Raw genomic sequence first — 25157 nt, 5'->3', positions numbered from 1 at the left:
TGTTGACCCAGCCGAGAATAATGGTTCAGTGAATTCATGAGCAGCAAGACAACGCGCCTTCAACGTTTCGCCTCGGTGATCCTGTTGTACCTGTTGATCGCCGCGGCGATCTGGGGGGTGGCTTTGCCCATCCGCACCCACATCGCCGACGCCGAAGAGCAGCTTGCCGTCGAGCGGTCCATCGCCAATCGGTTGCGCGGCGGGCAGGTGTCGCTTGCGCTCTACGAAGCGGCCTTGGCCGAGTTTGAGACGGCGCTGGCCGAAGATCCGCGCTATTTGCCCGCCACATCCGAGGCACTTGCGGCAGCCGCGCTACAGGGCATCGCCGAAACCATCATGTCAGAGGCCGGCGCGACCATCCGCAGTGTGCAGGTCGTGCCCGAGCAACCCCAAGATGATCGGCCCGATGGCGCACTCTCGCCCAAGCCTGTGTCGATCCGATTGACCGTCTCTGCGACCTATCCCCAGCTGTTGACGGCTTTGGCCCAATTCGAGCAGCACACCCCCTACATCTTGATCGATGACGTCACAATCCGCTCGGCTTCGCGCGGCGATCCGGCGGCAGAATGGCTGCCTTTGTCGGTGCAACTCCAAGCCACAAGTTTCTTACCGCCGCGTGAGAAAAATGCTGGCTAGATGATGCGAAATTGAAACGTTTTGGCCGTTCCGTCAAAAAAACGTTAAAAAAAATGCTTTGATTTGGCTTACATAGGTTAAACAATAGGCAAAACGACAAGCAGACCATAATAATAATCGAGTAGGGCAGGTCGTGCGAATTAAAGAAAAAAGTGCCGTTGGTCGGCTGACCAATGGCGTGTGGCGTACCGTTGTGGCTTGGCTGTGTGTCGGGTTGCTGGTGTCTTGTTCCGGAACAAATTTACAAGAGGGCGCGCTGGTCAAAAAGGCGTCTCTTCCGGCACCGCTGACACGATCCCACAATTCCTTTGACGGTGCCCCCCAGCGGCAATTTCGCGGCGATCTGGTGACGGCCGATGCGCAGGGCAATGCCCTTAGCCGGGCGGAATACTTTGACGGCACCGAATGGGAACAACGGCTCGGGGTGCAGGGGCAGGGCGTGGCCGCGGGCGATATCGCCGATACGGTCAGCCTTAATTTCGTTGATGTCAGCATCCGCGAAGTGCTTGACGTGATCCTGACGCAGACGCTGAAAAAGAACTTTTTCCTTGATGCCCGCGTGCAGGGCAAGGTCACGGTGCGCACCTCTCTGCCGATCCAGCGCAGCGCTTTGTTGCCGATGCTCGAAAACATTCTGGCGCTGAATTCTGCCGCTATTGTCGAGGCGCAAGGCGTGCTCAACATCGTGCCGGTCTCGGCTGTTCCGGTGCTGTCAAAACAGATCGTGGTCGATCCGAGCGACGCAGCCCTGCGGCCCGGCATAGGCGTTTACCTGTTCCCAGTGCGTTACGCTTCGGTTGAATCGGTGGCGGAACTGATCACCACACAGGTCAGCTCGGGCAACGACCTTAAGGTCGACACCGGGCGCAACATCCTGATCTACACCGGCTCAAGCGTCGAAGCCTCGGTGATTGCCGATCTCGTCGATGTGCTGGACGTCGATGAATTGCGCGGCATGTCCTTTGCGCTGTTCCCGCTGCGCTCCGCCGATCCTGATGAGGTCGCCGGGGAGTTGCGCAGCCTGCTGAGCAGTTCCGGCCTGAACGGCGTCGGCAAGGCGATTGATGTGGTGGCGGTGAAACGCATGAACGGCATTCTGGTCATCGCACAGCAGCCCTCGCACCTGCGTCAGATCGCGGCCTGGGTGCGCAAGCTTGATAAATCCAACGCCCGTACCGGCAGCCGGGTCTATGTTTATTACGCCCGCAACACCCGCGCCAAGGATCTGGTCGAGGTGCTGTCCGAAGTGTTTGAGGCCGACAGCCTGCCGCAGGCCGCCGAGTCCTCGCTCTCGGTTGCGCAGCAGGGCGATACCTCTGCCGAACTCGGCAGCGCGCCGACCGTCGCGGACGCCGGGCGCACGGTAAACACCAGCGACGAGCGCATACGGATTGTCGCGGACGCCAAGCGCAACGCCTTGGTCATCGTCGCCACGGCCAAGCAGTTCGAGCTGGTGGAAGCGACGCTGTCACGGATCGATATTCCGCCGCTTCAGGTGATGATCGAGGCCACCATTGCCGAAGTCACCCTGACCGATCAGCTGAGCTATGGCCTGCAATGGGCGTTCAACCATGGCAACGTCGGGGCCTCTCTGATCTCGGGCGCGGGCCCCTCGCCAGCCGAAACCTTCCCCGGCTTCAATCTGGCGTACCGAACGCCGAATGCCCAGGTCGTGCTCAGCGCGCTGGCCGATGTGACCGAGGTCAAGGTCGTGTCCTCGCCGCAGGTCATGGTGCTCGACAATGAAACCGCGCGGCTTCAGGTTGGCGACACGGTGCCGATCTCGACCCAGACGCAGCAATCCTCGACCAACGCAGGCGCGCCCATCGTCAACACCATCGAATATTTTGACACCGGTGTGGTGCTTGAAGTGACCCCGCATGTGAACGCCAGCGGTCAGGTCACAATGGAGATTGCGCAACAGGTCAGCGACGCTGTCGCAACCAGCACCTCGGGCCTGAATTCGCCGACCATCAACCAGCGCAGCTTTCAAAGCACGGTGTCGGTTGCCAGCGGCTCGACTGTGGCGCTTGGCGGGTTGATCCGCGATGCGGCAAGCGAGAGCGAGTCGGGCATTCCGCACATGCGCAAAATTCCGGTGCTCGGCAATCTCTTCAAATCCAAGCGCAACAAGTATGACCGCAAAGAGCTTATCGTGCTGATCACGCCGCGTGTGGTGCGCAATCCGCATCAGGCCCAAGCGGTGACGGCCGAACTGCGCTCGCGTCTGCGCGGGATCAATGATTTGGGAACCAGCTACTGATTGGCCGGGCCTGAGGTGTCCGCGTCCGGGCGGTCCAATGCAAACTGGCGCGCTCGGAGTGGCCACCTAAATCCGGAGCTGTCAGGATCGGGGCAGGGCACTCACGCGCAGCTCGAACAATGCCGGGATTTCGCCGGTTTTGGGCGACATCTGCACCATGCCGTATTGGTCCAGCCCCAGCCCGGCCCCGTGCTGAATAATGCTTTCGGGGTCATGTGAGAAGCCGACGATCAGCTGCATCACATCCGCCGCATAAGCACCGTCTTCAAACAGGAACGACCCGGCATAGACCCAGTCATCCGTCGCGCCTTTGCCCTCGCCAATCTGCATGAATTCGGAGATCGGCGCGCTGTGTTCGGTGCCGCTGTCGTCTTGCCACACCAAGTCGAGCGCGACCGGATCGCCCTGCGCCGGGGTCGGGTCGAAGACACCTTTGCCAGGCACGCCATTGGCCGGATCAAGCCCGATCAACAGGCAGGCCACGTTGAACTCGGACGGCAGGGCCATCACCTCGATCAGCGACTCATAGCTTTTCGCCGCGCCAAACGGGACAATCAGAAACTCCATCGGCACATCCGCCGCAGGGTGCGGGATGAACCGGGCCTGCACGCGAAAGCTTCGGCTCTCGCGGTCGACCTTGAGGCCGCCAATCCGCAGGTTTTCGTCCACCCCGTCTGCCGCCTGTTGCGCCACCAATGGCCCCGATGTCAGACCGGCCATTGCCGCCAAGATCATCGCGCGGCGGTTCATGGCAACTGTCCGATGGCAAGGCTATGGGGCAGGGGCGGCGGCAGCGCGGCGGTTTCAATCCCACCAAAGCCCGCCGCTGTCATCCAACGACAGATATCCTCAAGATCATGCACACAGCCATCGGGCGCGGTGAGCGCCATGTTCAGCCCGAACAGCGGCGCAAACGCCCGGCTCGCCTCGTCCTCGTGGCGCAGGAACACATCCGCAAGGATCAGCTTGCCGCCGGGGTTCAACGTGGCCTTGGCCCGCGCGATCAGCTCCTGACAGAAGGTGCCGCTTTCACGGTGCAACACGCCCGAGATCAGCACCGCATTCTGCCCCTTGGGAAAGTCGATTGCGTGGAAGTCGCCGGGCAACCCGGTGACCGCCTCGGGGGTGCCAAGGCGCGCCATGATGTCGGGCAGATGCGCCACCACGCCGGGCAGGTCCAGCACCGTGGCCCGCAGGCCCGGATTGGCCTGAACGAACATCGAGGCATAGGTGCCCGGCCCGCCGCCCACATCCAGAAGCGTCGCCGCCCCGCGCAGATCAACCAGATCGACCATCGCGGCGGCAATCCCAAGCGCGCGATCATGCATCGCATAAACGAATTCGCGGGTCTGCCGGGGATCGTCGCCGGTATAGACTTCAAACGCCATCTCGGGTTCGCCGGTTGTCAGGGTTTTGCCCAATCCACCCCACGCGGAATAGAGGTTTTCGGCGTAGTGAATGGCGTTGCCCATATATCCCGGCTGACCGGGAACAAGAAACATCCGCGCCTCGTCGGATGTGGCATAAGCTGTGTCCTGGCGCTCTAATAGCCCCTGACCGACCAGCGCATCGAGCAGCATCTGAAGCACCCGCAGATTGCACCCAAGGCTGGCGGCCAGATCCGGCGCGCTTTGCGCTTTGGTCAAAGTTTCAAACAGGCCCAAGCGGTTGGCGGCAAACAGCGCCTGACTGCGCCAATAGGCGGTCGCCAAGTCCATGACATTGCGCGGCGAGGGTGTGCGGGTCCCGTCATGCATCGGCGCTCTCCCGAACGCGGGCGTCATCAATATCGCACTCCACTTGCATATAGGCGCATTTGCGGCACATGAAATCGGGGTTGAAGTGCAATTTGTGCCGGGCGCGAATATCGGCGTATCCATTGCTCAGCCACTCGAAATATTGCCTGAGGTTGCGCAGATAATCCGGGTGGTTGCGCCCGCCAACCGGCCAGTACAGCGAATAAATCGGGATAACGCCGCGGCTGCACAGCGCCTCGGCCCCCTCTAGCGCCAGTTCGACAGCGGCCTCGTGGCTCATCTCATGTTCCGGCTCAAGCTCGATCCCGGCCACCATCGCGGAATAGACCCGCCCGCGGCCAAAAACGGATACCGCCTTTTCCAGCGAGGCGATCCAACGGTCATAGCCGACAAACCGGTCCTTGCCGGGGCAGATTTTCTGAAACAGCGGCTTGGACCAGATTTCCAAGTTAAAGCTCACGTTCTGCACCAGATCTTCGCGGTGCAAGGTCTCAATCACATCATCGGGCAGCGCGCCAGACCCGCAGGTCATCGGCACCCGCCGTTGCACCACCTCCTGAAGCTGTCGCGCGATTTCGACAAAGCGTGCGCCTTCCTGCGCCCAATCCGTCAGCGAACCGCCCACCAGATAGATGTGGCTGATGCCGCCTTCTGCAAGCGCGGCGGCCAGCGCCTCTTTGGCCTTATCATAGGTCGCGGCGGGCAGTTCGACCTGCCACAAATCCTGCCCCAGATTGATCGCCCGCATGTCGGGCGCGCCATAAGTGCAAAAGCTGCACCGCAGGGATTTGCCGACTTCCTTCTTGTCAGCAAGGAAATACTGGCAGCCGGGCGCGATGTTTACCACCGCCATATCGGCGTGCAGGCTCACCCCGCATTGTGCCAGTGGCGTGCCGTCGCTGGCCGTGGCGCGCATCCAGTTCGGCAGCGGCTCAAACGACACCGGCATCGCGCGGCCGTCATCGTGATGGAGCGTATAGCCCGCATCGAGACTGCCGGAAATCTGCCAAGGCGCGGCGCTGTTGCCCTGAATGCGAATGTGGGTCTCGTCCTCGAGCACCATCATATAAGGAATGCGCGCAGTGGGCTGGCCGGTAGGATTGTCCTCGCCCTCGGCAAATCGGTAGGGCGCAAAGTTCGGGTGGGCGTGGGCAACGGCATCACCCAAAGCCTGGGAATATCTCACGCCGTCGAACATGATTTCAATCTTCAACGCGGCTTGACGCGGCAAAGCCCGGCCGCCGGAAATCTGGTCGTGCATGCAAAATTCTCCCCTAATCGGCAAGAGGTTGGGCGGCGGTTTCAACAAAGTCAACTATTCGATTTATGCACACGATACTGCGGCGCAGCGAATCTGGAAATTGAATTGGGAGGATGCTGCAAGTGAACTAACTTATAAGGTGAATTAAATTAGGACGATCAATCTCAAGGATGTGCGTGTGATGATTCTTTTCCGTTTGCGCGGAGAGTCAATTCCCAGAAGCTGAATATTCTTCGTCAGTTATGACAATTTTGCGTTATCATTCCGCAATATATCACCGAGCGGGTTTGCCCCACGTTTTATAGCACTTGTATTGATTTTTATCGCTGAGGCTGTTCCGCCCAATTTAACCATATGCCCCCGTTTTATTTCGAGGGGATGGCAATTGTTTTAAAATTCGGAGGAGAGCCGAGATGGCTGCGCTATGGAAACACCCGAAATCATTTTTAATTGGAAGTCTGGCTTTATTATGCGCTGCAACCAGCGCGCCAGCCGCGGACGATGCATCAGTTGAGGCGGTCATCGCTGGGAACGATTGTTCCGGATGCGATCTGACTGGGGCCGTTCTGATGGGGATTCACGGAGATGACCGCAACTTCAGTTTTTCCAACATCTCAGGCGGCGATCTTTACCGTGTGATCCTTCCGGGGGCGAATTTCGCCGGCGCGGTGCTCACAGACGTCAATTTCAGAAAGTCGGACCTTGGCAATGCTGATTTCCAAGGGGCCATGTTGAGTGGCGCGAACCTTGAGGGGGCCAACCTCGAAGGGGCCGCTCTTGGTGGAGCTCTGACCGACGAACTTACATATTCCGACGAGACCACGATCTGCCCTGATGGCAGCTCTGGTCCCTGCGACTTTTGAGAGGGGGGGATATCACAATGCTTTTCCGAAATAATCTATCCCGCATGTTCCGGGCGATATCTGCAGCGACATTGCTGCTGATCCTTCTGCCGCTGTCCGCGATGGCGCAGACGACGGTTGCCACGGTGCCTTGGCTCGGCGATCCGAACAATCCGCATCCGGCTGTCTCGGGCGAGCCGATCTTTTTGCAAGGCTCCGCCTATGACGCCAACGGCAATGCCGTCGCGCTGTCCTCGGCCAGTTGGGACCCCGGTGATGGCAGTGGGGCCGTCGCGGTTGGTGTCGGCAATTCGCGTGTGTTGAAGGTCGATCATACTTATTCGGGGTCGGTTGGCCAGCCCTTTACCGCGACACTCACGGTGACGGACGCGGCGAGCACCGTTTACGTGCGCACCTTCAAGGTTCGGATCGAACCGAATACAACCGACACCCAAGCCAACGTCGCAATCGATAAGTCGCTTTGGCAGCTTTATACGCGGGCGACACCCGTGGGATCAAACCCCACTTACGTGCGGAACTACCGTTGGCAAGGCCTCAGCAGCTTCTACCTGTCTGCGACCGCCTCGACCGTCCAGGCCTTTGCGATCAATGGCCACCTTGAGGCCGGCGATCCCTCTGTCGATCCGTATGTCTTGGCGGTTCGGCGTGGCATGGGGTACCTGCTCTCGGGCATGAATCCCATTTCCACCACGCTGCAAACCTCCGGCACGGGAGGAGCTGTGGACCCCGACGGGAATGGCAATCGTCGGGCACTTGTCGTTAATGAAGGCGATCAGGTCTACCAACAAGGCAGCGTGATCGACGCGATCATTGCGGCAGGGGAACCGACGGATATCGTCGCATCCACGAATGCTCAAACCAACGGCCGGACGTATCTGACCATCGTACAGGACCTGCTGGATGGCTACTCTTGGGGGGCATTTGATTCAATCAATGCAAGTCAAACCTACGGGTCTTGGAACTATAACTTTAACAGTGGCGGCGGCGATGCGTCCTCATCGCATTGGTGGGCTATCGGTGTGCTTGCAGCCGAGACCTGGGGGCTCGACGCTCCCCAGTGGCTGAAAAGCGATAATATCGGTTATGCCATTCCAAGTTGGCAGTTGGGAACTTTCCCTTGGGAAGCCTCCTCAACGCCAAACGACCAAAAATGCAAATGCACATACCGTCCCTATTATACGGACGACAGCAGGTGGGAAGGAGCATACACAACGACGGCTGCTTGCTTGATCATGATGAACGCGGACGACGTTCAGAGAACACTTGATCGTTGGCAATGTGCTGCGGATGTTCTTGAGCGCGACTGGAGCAGTTGGATGGGCAACTACTATGTCATGTACCAATTTGCCAAGGCGATGCGGACGGCCCAGACCGGCGGTGCTCCTGCACCAATCGAGAGCCTGAACGGACGCGACTGGTCGAAGGAGTTCAACGACTATCTTGTCGATCAGCAGACCCCAACCGGAACGTTCGGGAATGGCAATGGTCAATCTCATAATAGAAATTGGGTTGGTCCCACCCGCGCGTTCGACATGAACACTGCCTGGGGCGTGATCATGCTGTCGCCGCAACTGTTTGAGCAGGGGCCGATTGCCGCTTGTACCTCGGATCCGCAGATCGCCGGGCTGAATGCCAATGTCAACTTTGACGGCACCGGCACCAGCCATCCGGACGTCGACAAAACCATCGTGTCCTACTCTTGGGATCTTGATGGCGACGGCACCTTTGGTGATGCCATGGGCGACACCGCCAGTTCGTCTTATGGCAGTGTTGGCGTGGTCAACGTGCAGCTGCGCGTGACCGATGATGGTGGCCTCACCGACACCACGACCTGTCCGGTCGAAGTGTCCGATCTGGATCTGCCGCCAAACGCCAATATCGTGATCCAAGGCGCGCAGAACGGCCAGATCTGCCTCGGCGATACCGTCATTCTTGACGGCACAACCTCGTTCGATGCGGAAACCGCGCTGGTGTCTTACGAGTGGGATTTCTCGGTGCCGATCACCTTCTCGCCGGTGGATGCCTCTGGCGATACGGTGGATGCAACCGCGGCCTTCGGGGCGCTTGGGACCTATGATTTCGCGCTTCGGGTCACCGACAGCGATACCATTCCCAAGCAGAACACCGAGTTCCGCACCCTCACTGTGATCGAAGCCACAAATCCGATTTGTAATCAGGCACCTGATGCCGTTGCAGGCGGGCCTTACAGTGGTGACGAAGGCAGCATGGTGGCGCTTGACGCCGGGGCCAGTTCCGACCCGGATGGCGATGCGATCACCTTTGCCTGGGACCTCGACAACGACGGTCAGTTCGACGATGCAACCGGAGCTGCGGCGATGTTTGATGCCTCGGCAGTCGATGCACCGGCGGGCGGCTCGGCCTTCTTGGTGGCGGTCGAAGTGACCGATGCCAAGGGTCTGGCAAGCGTGGCCAATTCTTCGATCACGATCCACAATGTAGACCCCGAGGCAGACGCCAACGGACCCTACAGCGTGGACGAAGGCAGCAGTGTCGATCTAATGGCTTCCGGCAGCGATGCCGCGCCCGCAGACGAAGCCGCTCTGACCTTCGCTTGGGACCTCGACAACGACGGCACCTATGAGGCCGTTGGCCAGACCGTGAGCTTCGATGGCACCGACGATGCGGTCGTGACTGTGGCGGTTCTGACCGAAGACGATGACGGCGGGGCGGGCACAGCCAGCACTGACGTGACCGTCAACAACGTGGCTCCGACCGTGGTGGCGGGGGCGGATCAGGTGATCGACGAGAACGATATGATCACCCTTGCGGCCACCTTCACCGATCCCGGCACGCTCGACACGCATGTGGTGTCGGTCGACTGGGGGGATGGCTCTGCGGCGGGCTCCGGCCTGACGGGCAGCCACACCTATCTCGATGACGGTGTCTATACCGTGACCGTAACGGTGACGGATGACGACGGAGGCATTGGCGACGATACGCTGACTGTGACCGTCAACAACGTGGCTCCGACCGTGGTGGCGGGGGCGGATCAGGTGATCGACGAGAACGATATGATCACCCTTGCGGCCACCTTCACCGATCCCGGCACGCTCGACACGCATGTGGTGTCGGTCGACTGGGGGGATGGCTCTGCGGCGGGCTCCGGCCTGACGGGCAGCCACACCTATCTCGATGACGGTGTCTATACCGTGACCGTAACGGTGACGGATGACGACGGAGGCATTGGCGACGATACGCTGACTGTGACCGTCAACAACGTGGCTCCGACCGTGGTGGCGGGGGCGGATCAGGTGATCGACGAGAACGATATGATCACCCTTGCGGCCACCTTTACCGATCCCGGCACGCTCGACACGCATGTGGTGTCGGTCGACTGGGGCGATGGCTCTGCGGCAGGTTCCGGCCTGACGGACAGCCACACCTATCTCGATGACGGTGTCTATACCGTGACCGTAACGGTGACGGATGACGACGGAGGCATTGGCGACGATACGCTGACTGTGACCGTCAACAACGTGGCTCCGACCGTGGTGGCGGGGGCGGATCAGGTGATCGACGAGAACGACATGATCACCCTTGCGGCCACCTTCACCGATCCCGGCACGCTCGACACGCATACTGTGTCGGTCGACTGGGGCGACGGCTCTGCGGCGGGCTCGGGCCTGACGGACAGCCATACCTATCTCGATGACGGTGTCTATACCGTGACCGTGACGGTGACGGACGACGACGGTGGCATTGGCGACGATACGCTGATCGTGACCGTCAACAACGTGGCTCCGACCGTGGTGGCGGGGGCGGATCAGGTGATCGACGAGAACGACATGATCACCCTTGCGGCCACCTTCACCGATCCCGGCACGCTCGACACGCATGTTGTGTCGGTCGACTGGGGCGACGGCTCTGCGGCGGGCTCGGGCCTGACCGACAGCCATACCTACACCGACAACGGCACCTATATCGTGACCGTGACGGTGACCGACGATGATGGTGGCGTGGGCGATGACAGCCTCACCGTGACCGTCAACAACGTGGCACCGATGGCACTGGCCGGCGGACCCTATACGGTGAACGAGACGCAGGACGTCGCGCTCGCCGGATCGGGCTCTGACGTGTCGCCGGACGATACGCTGACCTTCGCTTGGGACCTCGACAACAATGGCAGCTTTGAAATCGCCGGGGCCACCCCGACGTTCAGCGCGGCTATCATTGACGGGATCGCGGGCGGCACCGTTCTCTCGGTTGCGCTTCAAGTGACCGACGATGACGGTGGTGTGACGGTCGACGGGACCACGGTGACGGTGCTCAATCTGGCACCAACAGCGGTGGCCGGCGGCGATCAGGTGCTGGAATGCGAAGCCGACAGTATGGCCTTGGCCACGCTCGATGGGTCCGGATCGTTTGATCCCTTCGTGGGCGACATGCTCAGCCACGCCTGGACCGGACCGTTCGGCAACGCCTCTGGCGTGAGCCCTGCGGTGCAGATGCCGCTGGGTGTCAGCACGGTCAGCCTGACAGTGACCGACGACGATGGCGGTGTCAGCATGGTCAGCACTGTGGGCATCACGGTTGAGGACACCATCGCACCGGTGGTGACAGCCGATGTCAGCCGCGTTCTGAGCGGGTCTGGCAAAGAGAGCAACGACGTGCTGATCAGCTATGGGTACGCCGAGTCTTGCGACGTTGCGCCTGCGGTGACGGCGGTTCTGGAGATGGGCGATTGTACCCAGACCATAGCGGTGGCCGACGGTGAAACCGTGCAGTTCAAGGTCCGTGCGGGCCGCGCCTGTAAGGTTGCGCAGGACGACAGTGGCATGTGGGAGGTTCAGGCCGAAAGCATGACGCTGGTTGTGACGGTTGTTGATGAAAGCGGCAATGTCGGCACCGCGAGCGCGATTGCTCCGGACCGTGCCAGCCCGTCGAGCAGTGATCAGAACAACGGCTTTGGCAATGGCGATCAGGATCCTCCGGGCAACTCGGCCTGCAACAATAATGCCGAGAATGCTGATTTCTGTGCGGAGGAGGACGACATGGCGATGGCCGACGACGGCGGATCTTCATCCGGCGGCAACGGCAAGGGTAAGGGCAAAAAGAAATAGCCTGACCTGACCTTGCAGGGCGGCCCCCGCCCTGCGCCCCAAACATCACAGAGGCCCGCATTCGCCGGGCCTCTGTTTTTTCGTGCGGATTTAGGCGCGCTGCGTTACAGCCTGTCAGCCCGCCGGTTTGCCCGAGGAAGTGACGGCCTCATGCCGTTCCGGGCCGTGGCAATCCCGCGTGCTGCGCTGCAAAGTCACCCAGTCGCCGCGCGACATCTTCGGTGGGCAGGGCGGTCTTGCGGGCGTTGAGATCCATATGCAGCAACAGCGTCTCGACCGTGGCGGCCAGAGCGCCGTCCGCCTTGGCGAGACGGTGAAGCAGATGCATCTTTTTGCCCGCCCCGGCCAGCACCTGCGTGGTGACCGTCAGCGTTTCACCGGCCAGCACCTCATGCAGGTACTGCACGTTGTTCTGCACGGTGAAATAGCTGCCACCCGACGCGATATACGCACCATCGCAGCCGATCATCTCCATAAAGCGATCCGTGGCCTGCGCCGACACCTCGACATAATGCGCCTCGTTCATGTGACCGTTGTAATCGGTCCAGCTTTGCGGCACGACGCGGTCCACCGTCACCGGCAGATCCTGCGGGGCCGGGTCGGGCAGGGTGGCCTCATGCGCGAGGATCGTGCCACCCGCGCCACTACCGGATTTGCGCAACGCGCGCATCATGCCCACCAGATTGTCATCGCGCAGCCGTTCGAGCGCGCGGATCGATAGATGCCCCGATTGCGCGTCCGATTGCCCGGCGATCAGATCGACCAACTCGGGCGTGAACTCGGGCACATCCATCAGCTTGGTCCAGGGCCATTCCAGCGCCGGACCGAACTGTTCCATAAAGTGCGCCATCCCCGCCTCGCCGCCAGCAATCCGGTAGGTTTCGAACAGGCCCATTTGCGCCCAGCGAAGGCCAAATCCCATGCGGATCGCTTCGTCGATTTCCTCGGTGGTGGCGACGCCGTCCTTGACCAGCCACAGGCTCTCGCGCCAGACCGCTTCAAGCAGGCGGTCGGCGATATGGGCGTCGATTTCCTTGCGCAGGGTCAGGGGATACATGCCGATGCCGCGCAGGATGTCGGCGGCGCGGGCGCAGTGATCGGCTTCGCCCACCAGCTCGACGAGCGGCAAAAGATAGACCGGATTGAACGGATGCGCGACGATCACCCGCGCGCCTTTCGCCGTCAGTTCCGAGGGCTTGAAGCCGGAGGTCGATGAGCCGATGACGGCGGTGTCGGGGGCAAGGCGGGTGAGGTCGGCGTGGACCTTGTGCTTAAGTTCCAGCCGCTCGGGCACGCTTTCCTGCACCCAATCGGCCCCCGCCAAAGCGCTGGCGAGATCGTCATGAAACTGCAACTGTCCCTCTGCGGGCAGCGCCTTGTCATACAGCGCAGGCAGGGCGCGGCGGGCGTTGTCCAGCACTTCGCCAACCTTGCGCGTGGCCTCGGGGTCGGGGTCGAACATCGCCACGTCCCAGCCATTGAGCAGAAACCGCGCGGCCCAGCCGCCGCCGATCACACCGCCGCCGACAATCGCCGCCTTCATGCCGCACCGCCTTTCGGCGCGCGCTTCACCAGCCCCAGTTTTTCGCGCACCTCTGCCGGGCCGATCACTTTGGCCCCCATGTTTTCCACCACGCTCACCGCCCGTTCGACCAGTTGCGCATTGGTCGCCAAAACGCCTTTGTCGAGGAACAGATTGTCCTCTAACCCGACGCGCACATTGCCGCCCGCCAGCACCGAGGCCGCCGCATACGGCATCTGATCGCGGCCAAGCGAAAACGCCGACCACGTCCAATCCTCGGGCACGTTATTGACCATTGCCATCAAAGTGTTGAGGTCATTCGGCGCGCCCCACGGCACGCCCATACACAGCTGCACCAGCGCGTGCGGGGCCAACGTGCCCTCGCGCACCAGCTCTTTGGCGAACCACAGATGGCCGGTGTCAAACGCCTCGATCTCGGGCTTCACGCCAAGTTCGGTCATCATCGCGCCCATCGCGCGCAGCATGCCCGGCGTGTTGGTCATCACATAATCGGCCTCGGCGAAATTCATCGTGCCGCAATCGAGCGTACAGATCTCGGGCAGGCACGCGGCCACATGCGCCATGCGTTCGGCGGCCCCGATCATATCGGTCGCCTGCGCGTTCAGCGGCAAGGGCGCGTCGGGCGACCCAAACACCATATCGCCGCCCATCCCGGCGGTCAGGTTCAGCACCACATCAACATCCGCCGCGCGAATGCGATCCGTCACCTCGCGGTAGAGGTCAAGCCGGCGCGACGGCGCGCCGCTTTCGGGGTCGCGCACATGGCAATGCACCACGGCGGCCCCGGCTTTGGCGGCGTCAATCGCGCTGTCGGCGATCTGTTGCGGCGAGCGCGGCACATGGGGCGAGCGGTCCTGCGTGCCGCCCGATCCGGTCACAGCGCAGGTGATAAAGACGTTGCGGTTCATCGTCAGTGGCATTCAGCTTCCTTTCTGTCGCGTCTTGCGGGCGCAAAACCGGTGCACCTTTGGGCTGAGAACACTCATTTCCCTGTCCACACCGGGTCACGTTTCTCGGCAAAGGCGCGCGCGCCTTCCTTTTGATCCTCAGAACGATAGAGCGTTTCCACCGTGGCAAACTGGCTCTTGGTGATGCGGTTCATCGCGTCCTGAAACTTCATATCCTCGGCTTCGCGCACCACTTCCTTGATCGCGGCCTGCACCAAGGGCGGACCGGCGGCAAGCAGGTCGGCAAGCTTGCGCGCCTCGGCCAGCAGATCGGCGGCGGGATAGACATGGTTGATCAGCCCCCAGCGCGCCGCCTCTTCGGTATCAATCCAGCGCCCGGTCAGCAGCATCTCCATCGCGATGTGATAGGGGATGCGCTTGGGCAGCTTGACGCTGGCGGCATCGGCCACGGTGCCCGAACGGATCTCTGGCAGGGCAAAGCTGGCATGATCCGCGGCAAGGATAATGTCCGCCGACAGCGCCAGTTCCAGCCCGCCGCCACAGCAGATGCCGTTGACGGCGGCAATCACCGGCTTGTTCAATCCGCGCAATTCCTGCAACCCGCCAAAGCCGCCAACGCCGTAATCACCATCCACCGCATCGCCCTCGGCGGCGGCTTTCAGATCCCACCCGGGGCAGAAAAACTTTTCGCCCGCGCCGGTCAGGATCGCCACCCGCAGGTCGGGGTCATCGCGGAAATCGGCAAAGACCGCGCCCATGATGCGGCTGGTGGCCAGATCGATGGCATTGGCCTTGGGCCGGTCAAGCGTGACCTCAAGCACATGGCCGCGCCGCTGGGTCTTGATCGGGGTGTCTGTCATGTCGGGTCTCCGGTTCGGATCAAGGCATCCGCCACCGTCGCGCCCAAGGGGCCGCACATCAGCGGATTGATTTCAATTTCCTGCGGCAAGGCCTGGGCCACATAGGCCTGTAGCGCCATCACCGCGTCAAGCACGGCATCGATATTCGCCGGGGCCGCGCCGCGATAGCCGTTGAGCACGGGCGCGACACGCAGGCTTTGCAGGGCATGTTCGACGTCGCCGCGCGAGGCTGGAACCAACAGGGTGGCGCTGTCGTTCATCAGCTCGGTCAAGGTGCCCCCGGCGGCCAGCGTCAGCACATAGCCATGCGCCGGGTCGGCCACGACGCCGATCAAAAGTTCGGCCACGGTGCCGGTGATCATCGCCTCAACCAACACGCGTTTCGTGGGCATGGCATGGGCAGCGCGGGCCACATCCTCAGCGCAAGTCAACCCCAGCGCAACCGCTCCGGCCTCGGTCTTGTGGGCGATGCCTTCGCCCTTGAGCACCACGGGAAAGCCGATCTGCGCCGCCGCCTGCGCCGCCTCCTCAGGGCTGTTGGCACGAACCGAGCGCGGCACCTTAAGCCCGGCCCGGGCCAGCGCCGCCTTCGCCTCGGCCTCGCTCAACACCTGCCCGGCACCGGGGGCAGGGGGCAGGAGCAGCGGCCCCGGCGGCGTTTTGGGCGCTGGCAAAACCGTGGCCGCCAGCGCCGCAATCGCCTCGTCCATCCCGGCAAACGGCACGATCCCCAGGGCCACCAATCGCGTGGCGATGGCCTCGGGCATGGTCTCGGCCAAGGACGACACGATGGCCATTGGCCGCCCGGTGGCCGCCTTGGTGCGCACCACGGCCTCGATCACCGGCTCCCAGGCGCTTGGATCACAACGATCCGACCGGGGGAAATCAAGCACCACACAGCCAAGCGCCACATCGCCTTGCATCATGGCGCTGAAACAGGCGGTCATCGCTGCAACATCGCCCCAGATGTAAGTGTGATAATCCAACGGGTTGGCCAGCGCGACGCGCGGCCCCAACGCTGCCTTCAGCGCCTTAGTCTGCGCCCCGTCCAAGGCGGGAAACACGACACCCGAACCATGCGCCAGATCCGCCATCAGGCTGGCCTCACCGCCTGAACAGGAGAGCGAAGCGATGCGGTTGGACGTCGGTTTGCCCGCCACATGCAGCAGCTTGAGCGTTTCCAGCAGCACCGGCAACGTGGCAACCTGCGCCACCCGCAAACGCCGCAGCAGGGCCGCCGCGCCTGCATCGCTGCCCGCAAGCGACGCGGTGTGCGAAATCGTGGCGGCGCGCGCCTGATCCGACCGCCCGATCTTGAGCGCGACGATGGGTTTGCCGTGCATAGCCGCCTCTTCCGCCAGCGCCTCAAACCCGCGCAAATCATCGATGCCCTCGATATGCAGCCCCAGCGCCGTCACCCGATCATCGCGCAACAGCGCGCGCGCGACCTCCGACAATCCGGTCTGCGCCTGATTGCCCACAGTCACCACATAGGCAATCGGCAGGCCGCGCGCCTGCATTGTCAGATTGAGCGCGATGTTCGACGATTGCGTCACCAGCGCCACGCCGCGTTCGACCCGCACACCGCCATGCTGATCGGGCCAAAGCGCCGCCCCGTCGAGGTAATTCACGAAACCATAGCAGTTGGGGCCAAGCAGCGTCATCTCGCCCGCCGCCGCCAACAGCGCCGCCTGTTTCGCCGCGCCATCCGCCGTCTCCGCCTGCGCCTCGCGGAACCCCGAGGCAAAGCACACCGCCCCCCCCGCGCCGCGCGCCGCCAAAGCGCGCACCACGTCAATCGTCAGGTCACGGTTTACCCCGATAAAGGCCGCGTCCGGCGCACCGGGCAGGGCGGCGACATCACGGTAGGCGTGCACCCCGGCCAGCGCGGTGCGCGCGGGATGAACTGGCCAGATTTCGCCCGAAAAGCCAATCTTGCGGCATTGTTCGATGACATTTTCACACCACGTCCCGCCGCCGATCACAGCAATGGACTGTGGGCGCAGCAGCCGCTCCAGCCCCGACATCACGCCCCCATTGGCCGCAGCAAATCGCGGCTGATGATGTGGCGCTGGATCTCGCTGGTGCCGTCCCAGATCCGTTCGACCCGCGCATCGCGCCAGAACCGCTCAATCGGGAAATCATCCATCAGCCCCATGCCGCCGAAAATCTGCAACGTGGTGTCTGTCACCCGCGCCAACATCTCTGAGGCGTAGAGCTTGGCGCTGGCAATCTCGCGGTTGGCCGGCAGCCCCTGATCCAACCGCCACGCCGCTGCCAGCGTAAGCCAATCGGCGGCGTCAATCTCGGTGATCATATCGGCGATCTGAAAGCTGACGCCCTGAAACTTGCCAATCGGCTGGCCAAATTGCTTGCGCTCGGCGGCATAGTCCAGCGCCAGATCGAAACAGCGCCGCGCCCGCCCGATACAGAAGGCCGCAACGGTGAGCCGGGTGGCATAAAGCCAGGTGTTCATCACCTCAAATCCGCCATCAACCTCACCCAGAACCTGCGCGTCAGGCAGGCGGCAACTGTCGAAATCAAGGATGTAATTGCGATAGCCGCGATGGCTGACCGAGCGGTATCCCTCGCGCACGTCAAACCCCGGCGTGCCCCGATCAACCAGAAATGTGGTGATCCGTTTCTTTGGCCCGCGCGGCGTGTCATCCACCCCGGTGGCAATGAAAACAATAAAGAAATCAGCGTGTTCCGCGCCAGAGATAAAGTGCTTGGAGCCATTCACCACCCAGTCGCCACCGTCGCGCACCGCCGTGCATTTCATGCCGCGTACATCCGATCCGGCATCGGGTTCGGTCATCGCCAGCGCGTCCATCTTCTCGCCGCGCACCGCCGGGAGCAGATACCGGTCGCGCTGCTCGCCTTCGCAGGCCATCAGGATGTTTTGGGGCCGCCCAAAGAAATGCGTAAGCGCCATCGACCCGCGCCCCAGCTCGCGCTCCACCAGCGTAAAATCAAGATGGCTGAGGCCCGCGCCGCCGACCTCTTCGGGGAAATTACAGGCGTAAAACCCCAGATCGATGCACTTGCGCTTGATCGCGTCGCCAAGCTCCGGCGACACCTGACCGCTGCGCTCGACCTCGGCCTCATGCGGGTAAATCTCGTTTTCAACAAAGCTGCGGACGGTCGTGACAATCATTTCCTGTTCTTGGCTCAGTCCAAAATGCATCGCGTGCGTCCTTCTTTGTTTGGCCCATTGGTAGCTGGCTTGACGGGCGACATCATGCTGATTTAGACAGGAATCATGCGGAAATGGACACGCGCCCCCTTAGAAACCCAGAACGTTGCGGTGCTGTTGTTTCCGCGGTTTTCGAACCTGTGCCTCGCCAATGCTGTCGAACCGATGCGCGCGGCGAACGAGCTTCTCATGCGCGAGGCGTATCGCTGGAGTTTCGTGACGCTGGACGGCGCGCCAGTGGAGTCCTCGAGTGGCCTGCCGGTTCTGCCCAATTGCCCGCTGCGCGATCACCCCGGCGGCGCGTTTCTGTTCGTTCTGTCCAGTTACGACGTGCGCGCGCATGCGACCCCGGCCGTGAACACGGCGCTTTCGGCGGCGGCAAAGCGGTTTGACTGCGTGGTCGGCATGGACACCGGGGCCTGGCTTATGGCGCAGGCCGGGCTGTTGGACGGGGCGCAGGCGACCATCCATTGGGCGGAAATAACGGCGTTCTCGGAACGCTTTGATACGGTCGATGCCCTGTCGGACCGGGTGGTGATCAGTGGCAACCGGGTTACGTCGGGCGGTGCGATGGCAGCCTTTGACACGGTGCTCGAGATGATCCGGCGGGACCACGGCGCAGCGCTGCACCTCGAGGTCTCGGCGTTTTTCCTGCACCGCTCCGCCGAACCTCCGTCTCACAATCCGTGGCAGCCCCGCGGCTCGCCGCTTGTCGAACGGGGGATTGCGTTGATGTCGGCGAATATCGAAACGCCGCTGTCCATCGGGCAGTTGGCCACGCATTTGCAGACAACGCAAAGAAGCCTGACACGAGCGTTTCAGGCCGAATTCGGTGCCGCGCCCAAAGCGGTTTACAAATGGTTGCGACTGGCCGCCGCCCGCCGATATGCGCAACAGTCGGACTATTCGATCACCGAGATTGCCCTGCGCTGTGGCTATGGCAACGCGGCTGCGATGACCCGTGCCTTCGTTGCACAATACGGTCGTCCCCCGCGCTCATTTCGCGCGTGATACCGTCGGGATTTCGGGCGTCACGCAAGCGGTTTTTGGCTGCGTGAAACGCCCCGTTCGCTGTATCTTTAACGTGCGTGTCGGGATCTGAAATCCGCTCTAGTTTGCAATCTAGCGGTTGAGTGAGGCTGGTGAAGTTCGCCTTACACCCTTTACAAGTGTGCAGGTTCGTGAGCCGAAACTCTGAGAATCGTGCAGCTCCTCGCGTCCAGCATCGTGCCCGAAAAGCCCGTGCCTCCGCAATTATATCGTCAAGAATCTGTCAATTTGACCATCGAATGGTCCGGTCGCCACACGAATCAGTTAAAAATTGAATCCATCGCCACGTAACTCTTGCAATTCTACGCAGTCTTCAAATCAATTTTTGACAACCCTAGGGATGATTCGGATGGTGAAATGTGACGAACATCACTGGTCAATCCCAATACAGAAAAGATTCCGTACAATTTTTCAGCAGTTCCCGTGCTTAACTTCCTCACATTCGCGTGTGCGGACGCACCTGAGCTTTTGTTCATATTCCATTTTTACTGTGCCCAACGTTCCGCGCCCCAACCCGCCCAACTGAGCAGGGCGGCTGCATCAAGTGCTCTAGTCTGCGGAGGAGACGTTCATGACCGGTACGAAGCGACTATCGAAATCCATAGTGCTCGGGGGGATGTTGTACAGCATCACGGCCTTGGGCGCATTTGCTGCTGACGAGGCGGCGGTGACAGCCGTCAAGTCGGGGGCGAGCTGCCCCGGTTGCGATTTGACCGGTGCGAAGCTCACGACGCTGCAAGGTATCAAGCTCGATTTCAGCTTCATCGATTTGTCCGGCGGCGATCTCTATCGTGCTGTTTTGCCAGAGGCCAATTTCGCGGGGGCGATTTTGACGGACGTCAACCTTAACAATTCAAACCTCAGTAACGCTGAATTTCAGGGCGCGATGCTGCAGGGCGCAAGCCTCGTTGGCGCGAACCTATTGGGGGCCTCGCTCGGCGGGGCCATAACCGACGAATTAACCCTCACCGATGAATCAACGACCTGCCCCGATGGGACAGCAGGTCCTTGCCAATTCTAGGAGCACTCTCATGATCAGTTCACGACACATGATGCACCGCTTTGGTCAGGGCCTTCGCGCGCTGGCCTTTGCCGGTGCCGCACTGCTGCCGGCGATGGCCGCGGCGCAAGACGAACCAACCGAAGTCCGCCTGAGTTCGCTTGACATTGGTCAGTGCAGTTCCGGTGCCACGTATTCCCTCGATATCGACGGGGTCGCACTCGGCAACGCGTCGATCACCGGGGCTTGCTCTTGCGCGGCAACCTCTTACACGCCGCTGACGGTGACGAATTCTGCGCTGTTGTCGCAGATCACCGCGCCTGCAAATGAAAATACCATTTCCGTGACGCAGAACAATTTCACTTATGTGAGCTGGGTCAAAGTGGACGTGGTCCGCCCGAGTGGCACAGACAGCCGGTGTCTGTTTGGGGACTGCAGCAACACCAACGCCTGCTCGTATTCCTCTGGCGCGGACCGCACATGGACATCCGCGCCGCCCGATCTTGACGGCGATGGTGATCCTGATTTCAGTGATCCCGATGATGACAATGATGGCGTCATCGATACCGCGGACAACTGTCCGCTAAACGCAAACGCCGATCAGGCGGACTCAGATGGCAACGGCACTGGCGATATCTGCCAACCAACCGTTATTGCCGTCCCTTGGCTGGGAAATCCTAACCTGCCTCACCAAGTGATATCCGGCGAGGCGCTCACGCTTCAGGCCGCCGCTATGGCATCGTCTGGCGAAAGTGCTTCCTTGGCCTCGGCTACCTGGGATCCGGGTGACGGGTCTGGACCGCAAGCCGTTTCCATCTCCGAGGCGCGAGCGTTGGAATTGAGCCACACGTATACTGGGTCAGTTGGGCAACCGTTTACCGCAATTATCGAAGCTGTCGATACCGCTGGGAACGTCTATACCGATACATTCCGTGTGGCGATTGCACCGAACACTCTGGACACGCAGTCAAACATGGCACGCGACCACGCGCTGTGGAGCCTTCATAAGGAAGCCGTCGTTAACGGCAACAGTATGAATTGGGTCAACACGTCTTCGCAATATCCCGTCGCAGCAACTGCATCTGCGGTCCAAGCCTTCGCGGTGAACGGCCATACCGAGTATGGCGACGCGACAGAGGACCCCTATGTCAACAATGTGCGCGGCGGCTTGAACTATCTCTTCGACGCGCTTCTGACGCGGACTCCCGGTCTGCAGGGTGGCAACGATCCTGATGCGAACGGCAATGGTATCGCATATGGGTTGATAAATACCGCCAACAACGGCGACGGCGACCATGAAGTCTATATCATGGGCCAGGTGATCGACGCGGTCATCGCGGCCGGACAAGAGACCTCGATTGCCACAGCAGGCAATGCCGATGTTGCCGGGCGTCAGTTTGTCGATATCGTTCAGGACATGCTGGATGGCTATAGCTACGGTGCCAGCGATTCCAGTGTGACAGGCGCTTGGCACTATACCTTTGCGCAAGGCGACCAGCGGTCGGCTTCGCCAGATTCGTCGTCCTCACATTGGTGGGCGATCGGTGTACTGGCTGCCGAAACCTGGGGGCTGGACGCGCCGCAATGGCTGAAGGACCAGAACTGGTCGAGCGCCATTCCCAATTGGCAAGCCTATCCTCCTGCCAACGGCGTTGGTGGTGCCCCGGCCGGAAACGAATGCAAATGCGGCTATACGTCTTCGACCCAGTTGCTGTGGGACAATGGTTATAACACCACCCCGGCCTGTCTGATCATGATGAACGCGGATGACATTCCGGCCTCGAATGATCGGTTCCAATGTGCGGCCAAGGTTATGGCGCGCGATTGGGCCAATTATGATGGCAACTTCTATGCCATGTACCAACTTGCCAAAGCCATGCGCACCGCGATTGGCGATGACGGCACCACCGAACCGATCGACATGACCGCGGGCACATTCAACTGGGAGGAAACCTTTACCCAGTACCTCGTGGACAATCAGAATGCGGATGGGTCGTTTACACCCGCGGGGGGCTACACGACCTCAAACTATACCGGGGCGGGGCTTGGCACGGCGTGGGGCGCAATCATCCTTTCGCCGCAACTGTTCGAGCAGGGGCCGATTGCCGCCTGTACCTCGGATCCGCAGGTTGCGGGGCTCAATGCCAATGTCGACTTTGACGGCAGCGGGTCAAGCCATCCTGACGCCGACAAGGCCATCACCACCTACTCTTGGGATCTTGATGGGGATGGCACCTTTGGCGACGCCACCGGCACCACCGCAAGCGCATCTTATGGCGCGGTCGGTGTGGTCAACGTGCAGCTGCGCGTGACCGATGATGGTGGCCTTACGGACACCACGACCTGTCCGGTCGAGGTGACCGATCTCGATCTGCCGCCGAACGCCAATATGGTGGTGCAAGGGGCGCAGAACGGGCAGATCTGCCTCGGCGATACCGTCATTCTTGACGGCACGACCTCGTCCGATGCGGAATCGGCGCTGGTGTCCTATGAGTGGGATTACTCCGCACCGATCACCTTCTCGCCGGCGGATGCCTCTGGCGATACGGTGAACGCAACCGCGGCCTTCGGGGCGCTTGGCACCTATGATATCGCGCTTCGGGTCACCGACAGCGATACCATTCCCAAGACCAACACCGAGTTCCGCACCCTCACTGTGATCGAAGCCACAAATCCGATTTGTAATCAGGCACCTGATGCCGTTGCAGGCGGGCCTTACAGTGGTGACGAAGGCAGCATGGTGGCGCTTGACGCCGGGGCGAGTTCCGACCCGGATGGCGATGCGATCACCTTTGTCTGGGACCTCGACAACGACGGTCAGTTCGACGATGCAACCGGAGCTGCGGCGATGTTTGACGCCTCGGCAGTAGATGCACCGGCGGGCGGCTCGGCCTTCCTGGTGGCGGTCGAAGTGACCGATGCCAAGGGTCTGGCAAGCGTGGCCAATTCTTCGATCACGATCCACAACGTAGACCCCGAGGCAGACGCCAACGGACCCTACAGCGTGGACGAAGGCAGCAGTGTCGATCTAATGGCTTCCGGCAGCGATGCCGCGCCCGCAGACGAAGCCGCACTGACCTTTGCTTGGGACCTCGACAATGACGGCACCTATGAGGCCGTTGGCCAAACCGTGAACTTCGATGGCATCGACGATGCGGTCGTGACTGTGGCGGTTCTGACCGAAGACGATGACGGCGGGGCGGGCACAACCAGCACCACCGTGACCGTCAACAATGTGGCTCCGACCGTGGTGGCGGGGGCCGATCAGGTGATCGACGAGAACGATATGATCACCCTTGCGGCCTCCTTCACCGATCCCGGCACGCTCGACACCCACACGGTGTCGGTCGACTGGGGCGATGGGTCGGCGGCGGGTTCCGGCCTGACCGACAGCCACACCTACACCGACAACGGCATCTATACTGTGACCGTGTCGGTGACCGATGACGATGGCGACGTGGGCGACGACACCCTCACCGTGACCGTCAACAACGTGGCGCCGATGGCAATGGCCGGCGGACCCTATATGGTGAACGAGACGCAAGACGTCGCGCTGGCCGGAACGGGCTCTGACGTGTCGCCGGACGATACGCTGACCTACGCCTGGGATCTCGACAACGACGGCAGCTTTGAAACCGCCGGGGCCACCCCGACGTTCAGCGCAGCCATCATTGACGGGATCGCGGGCGGCACTGTTCTCTCGGTTGCGCTTCAAGTGACCGACGATGACGGTGGTGTGACGGTCGACACGACCACGGTGACGGTGCTCAATCTGGCACCAACAGCGGTGGCCGGTGCCGATCAGGTGCTGGAATGCGAAGCCGACAGCATGGCCTTGGCCACGCTCGATGGGTCTGGATCGTTTGATCCCTTCGTGGGCGACATGCTTAGCCACGCCTGGACCGGACCGTTCGGCAACGCCTCTGGCGTGAACCCTGCGGTGCAGATGCCGCTTGGTGTCAGCATGGTCAGCCTGACAGTGACCGACGACGATGGCGGTGTCAGCATGGTCAGCACTGTGGGCATCACGGTTGAGGACACCATCGCACCGGTGGTGACAGCGGCCTTCGATCCCTTCGTCGACTACAAAGGCAAGGAGAAAAAGGAACTCGTGGTAAACTTCTCCGCCGCGGATTCCTGTGATCCTGCCGTGGTGGTCAGCGCCGTGCTCCAGATCGGCGAATGTGTTGATCCGGTTGCGGTCAGCACCGGCCAGGTTGTCAAGTTCAAGGGCAAGAAGTCCAAGGACGGCAGCAAATATGCCGAGAAAGCGGCAGAGTACCGGGCCAAGTACGACGAGACCGGCAAGCAGAGCTACCTCGAGAAAGCCGAGGAGTATGAAGCGAAAGCCGCCGAGAAGGACTCCAAGTACAACTCGGGCAAGTACTGCGACGTGAAGGTTAAGGATGATGGAACGTGGGAAGTCAAAAGCACGAGCCTGACCCTGATCGTGACGGCGGTGGACGAATCCGGCAACGTCGGAACGGCCTCAGCCATCGCACCGTCAAAGTACGACGATGACGATGACGACGACGACAACAAGGGCAAGAATAACGGCCACGGCAACGGAGATCAGGACGCCCCTGGCAACTCTGCTTGCAACAACAATGCCGAAAATGCCCAAGATTGCGATGACGACGAAGAAGACTTCGCAATGGTTGACGACGACGATGACGATGATGACGACGACGATGACAAGAAGGGCAAAGGTAAGAAGAAGGGCAAAAAGAAATAGCCTG

At 61.3% G+C, this 25157-nt stretch carries 15 protein-coding genes; 7 read left to right on the top strand and 8 right to left on the bottom strand.

Annotated features, from left to right (window positions below):
* Positions 1 to 36: 36 nt before the first annotated feature.
* Positions 37 to 636 (top strand): type II secretion system protein GspM, encoded by a 600-nt coding sequence (gene gspM / locus ACW9UO_RS18395; protein ID WP_457088780.1) that lies wholly within the window; start codon positions 37 to 39, stop codon positions 634 to 636.
* A 178-nt stretch (positions 637 to 814) separates the two neighbouring features.
* Positions 815 to 2899, top strand: coding sequence for a type II secretion system secretin GspD (gspD, locus tag ACW9UO_RS18390; RefSeq protein WP_457088779.1), 2085 nt, complete (start codon positions 815 to 817; stop codon positions 2897 to 2899).
* A gap of 81 nt (positions 2900 to 2980) precedes the next feature.
* Here gspD and ACW9UO_RS18385 read toward each other — a convergent pair whose 3' ends face one another.
* The 3 genes from ACW9UO_RS18385 to ACW9UO_RS18375 are packed head-to-tail and all read right to left on the bottom strand — an operon-like array spanning position 2981 to position 5917.
* Complete coding sequence (locus ACW9UO_RS18385) at positions 2981 to 3649, bottom strand: YdjY domain-containing protein (protein ID WP_457088778.1); 669 nt, start codon at positions 3647 to 3649, stop codon at positions 2981 to 2983.
* Positions 3646 to 4656 (bottom strand): methyltransferase, encoded by a 1011-nt coding sequence (locus ACW9UO_RS18380; protein WP_457088777.1) that lies wholly within the window; start codon positions 4654 to 4656, stop codon positions 3646 to 3648. Before ACW9UO_RS18380 ends, ACW9UO_RS18385 begins: the two co-directional genes overlap by 4 nt.
* A complete protein-coding gene (locus ACW9UO_RS18375) occupies positions 4649 to 5917 on the bottom strand; it encodes a radical SAM protein (protein ID WP_457088776.1) in 1269 nt (422 codons plus the stop codon). The genes ACW9UO_RS18380 and ACW9UO_RS18375 overlap by 8 nt, the downstream gene beginning before the upstream one ends.
* Positions 5918 to 6330: 413 nt before the next feature.
* On the opposite strand from ACW9UO_RS18375, the gene ACW9UO_RS18370 reads away from it, so the two are divergent.
* A complete protein-coding gene (locus ACW9UO_RS18370; RefSeq protein ID WP_457088775.1) occupies positions 6331 to 6780 on the top strand; it encodes a pentapeptide repeat-containing protein in 450 nt (149 codons plus the stop codon).
* 44 nt (positions 6781 to 6824) lie between these two features.
* Positions 6825 to 11861 carry a PKD domain-containing protein gene (locus ACW9UO_RS18365; RefSeq protein ID WP_457088774.1) on the top strand — a complete coding sequence of 1679 codons (5037 nt, stop codon included), beginning with the start codon at positions 6825 to 6827 and terminating at the stop codon, positions 11859 to 11861.
* 148 nt (positions 11862 to 12009) lie between these two features.
* Here the strand turns inward: ACW9UO_RS18365 and ACW9UO_RS18360 are convergent, their stop codons facing one another.
* The 5 genes from ACW9UO_RS18360 to ACW9UO_RS18340 all read right to left on the bottom strand — a co-directional run bounded on the left by ACW9UO_RS18360 (position 12010) and on the right by ACW9UO_RS18340 (position 18359).
* Positions 12010 to 13404, bottom strand: a complete 1395-nt coding sequence (locus ACW9UO_RS18360) for a carnitine 3-dehydrogenase (protein WP_457088773.1) — start codon at positions 13402 to 13404, stop codon at positions 12010 to 12012.
* Positions 13401 to 14324, bottom strand: coding sequence for a beta-keto acid cleavage family enzyme (locus tag ACW9UO_RS18355; protein WP_457088772.1), 924 nt, complete (start codon positions 14322 to 14324; stop codon positions 13401 to 13403). Before ACW9UO_RS18355 ends, ACW9UO_RS18360 begins: the two co-directional genes overlap by 4 nt.
* Before the next feature lie 62 nt (positions 14325 to 14386).
* Positions 14387 to 15172: a carnitinyl-CoA dehydratase gene (locus tag ACW9UO_RS18350; RefSeq protein WP_457088771.1), complete on the bottom strand. Its 786-nt coding sequence runs from the start codon at positions 15170 to 15172 to the stop codon at positions 14387 to 14389.
* Positions 15169 to 17199 (bottom strand): acetate--CoA ligase family protein, encoded by a 2031-nt coding sequence (locus tag ACW9UO_RS18345; RefSeq protein ID WP_457088770.1) that lies wholly within the window; start codon positions 17197 to 17199, stop codon positions 15169 to 15171. Before ACW9UO_RS18345 ends, ACW9UO_RS18350 begins: the two co-directional genes overlap by 4 nt.
* Positions 17199 to 18359, bottom strand: a complete 1161-nt coding sequence (locus ACW9UO_RS18340) for an acyl-CoA dehydrogenase family protein (RefSeq protein WP_457088769.1) — start codon at positions 18357 to 18359, stop codon at positions 17199 to 17201. The genes ACW9UO_RS18345 and ACW9UO_RS18340 overlap by 1 nt, the downstream gene beginning before the upstream one ends.
* Before the next feature lie 75 nt (positions 18360 to 18434).
* Here ACW9UO_RS18340 and ACW9UO_RS18335 point away from each other — a divergent pair, with 75 nt between their 5' ends.
* From ACW9UO_RS18335 to ACW9UO_RS18325, 3 genes are all read left to right on the top strand, one after another.
* A complete protein-coding gene (locus tag ACW9UO_RS18335; protein WP_457088768.1) occupies positions 18435 to 19379 on the top strand; it encodes a GlxA family transcriptional regulator in 945 nt (314 codons plus the stop codon).
* 610 nt (positions 19380 to 19989) lie between these two features.
* Positions 19990 to 20439 (top strand): pentapeptide repeat-containing protein, encoded by a 450-nt coding sequence (locus ACW9UO_RS18330; protein WP_457088767.1) that lies wholly within the window; start codon positions 19990 to 19992, stop codon positions 20437 to 20439.
* 10 nt (positions 20440 to 20449) lie between these two features.
* The gene (locus ACW9UO_RS18325; protein ID WP_457088766.1) at positions 20450 to 25153 is read left to right on the top strand and encodes a PKD domain-containing protein; all 4704 of its coding nucleotides are present in this window, start codon (positions 20450 to 20452) and stop codon (positions 25151 to 25153) included.
* Positions 25154 to 25157 lie beyond the last annotated feature (4 nt).

This window comes from Marinovum sedimenti (assembly GCF_054052205.1).
This window is presented reverse-complemented; position numbering and strand designations above follow the sequence as displayed.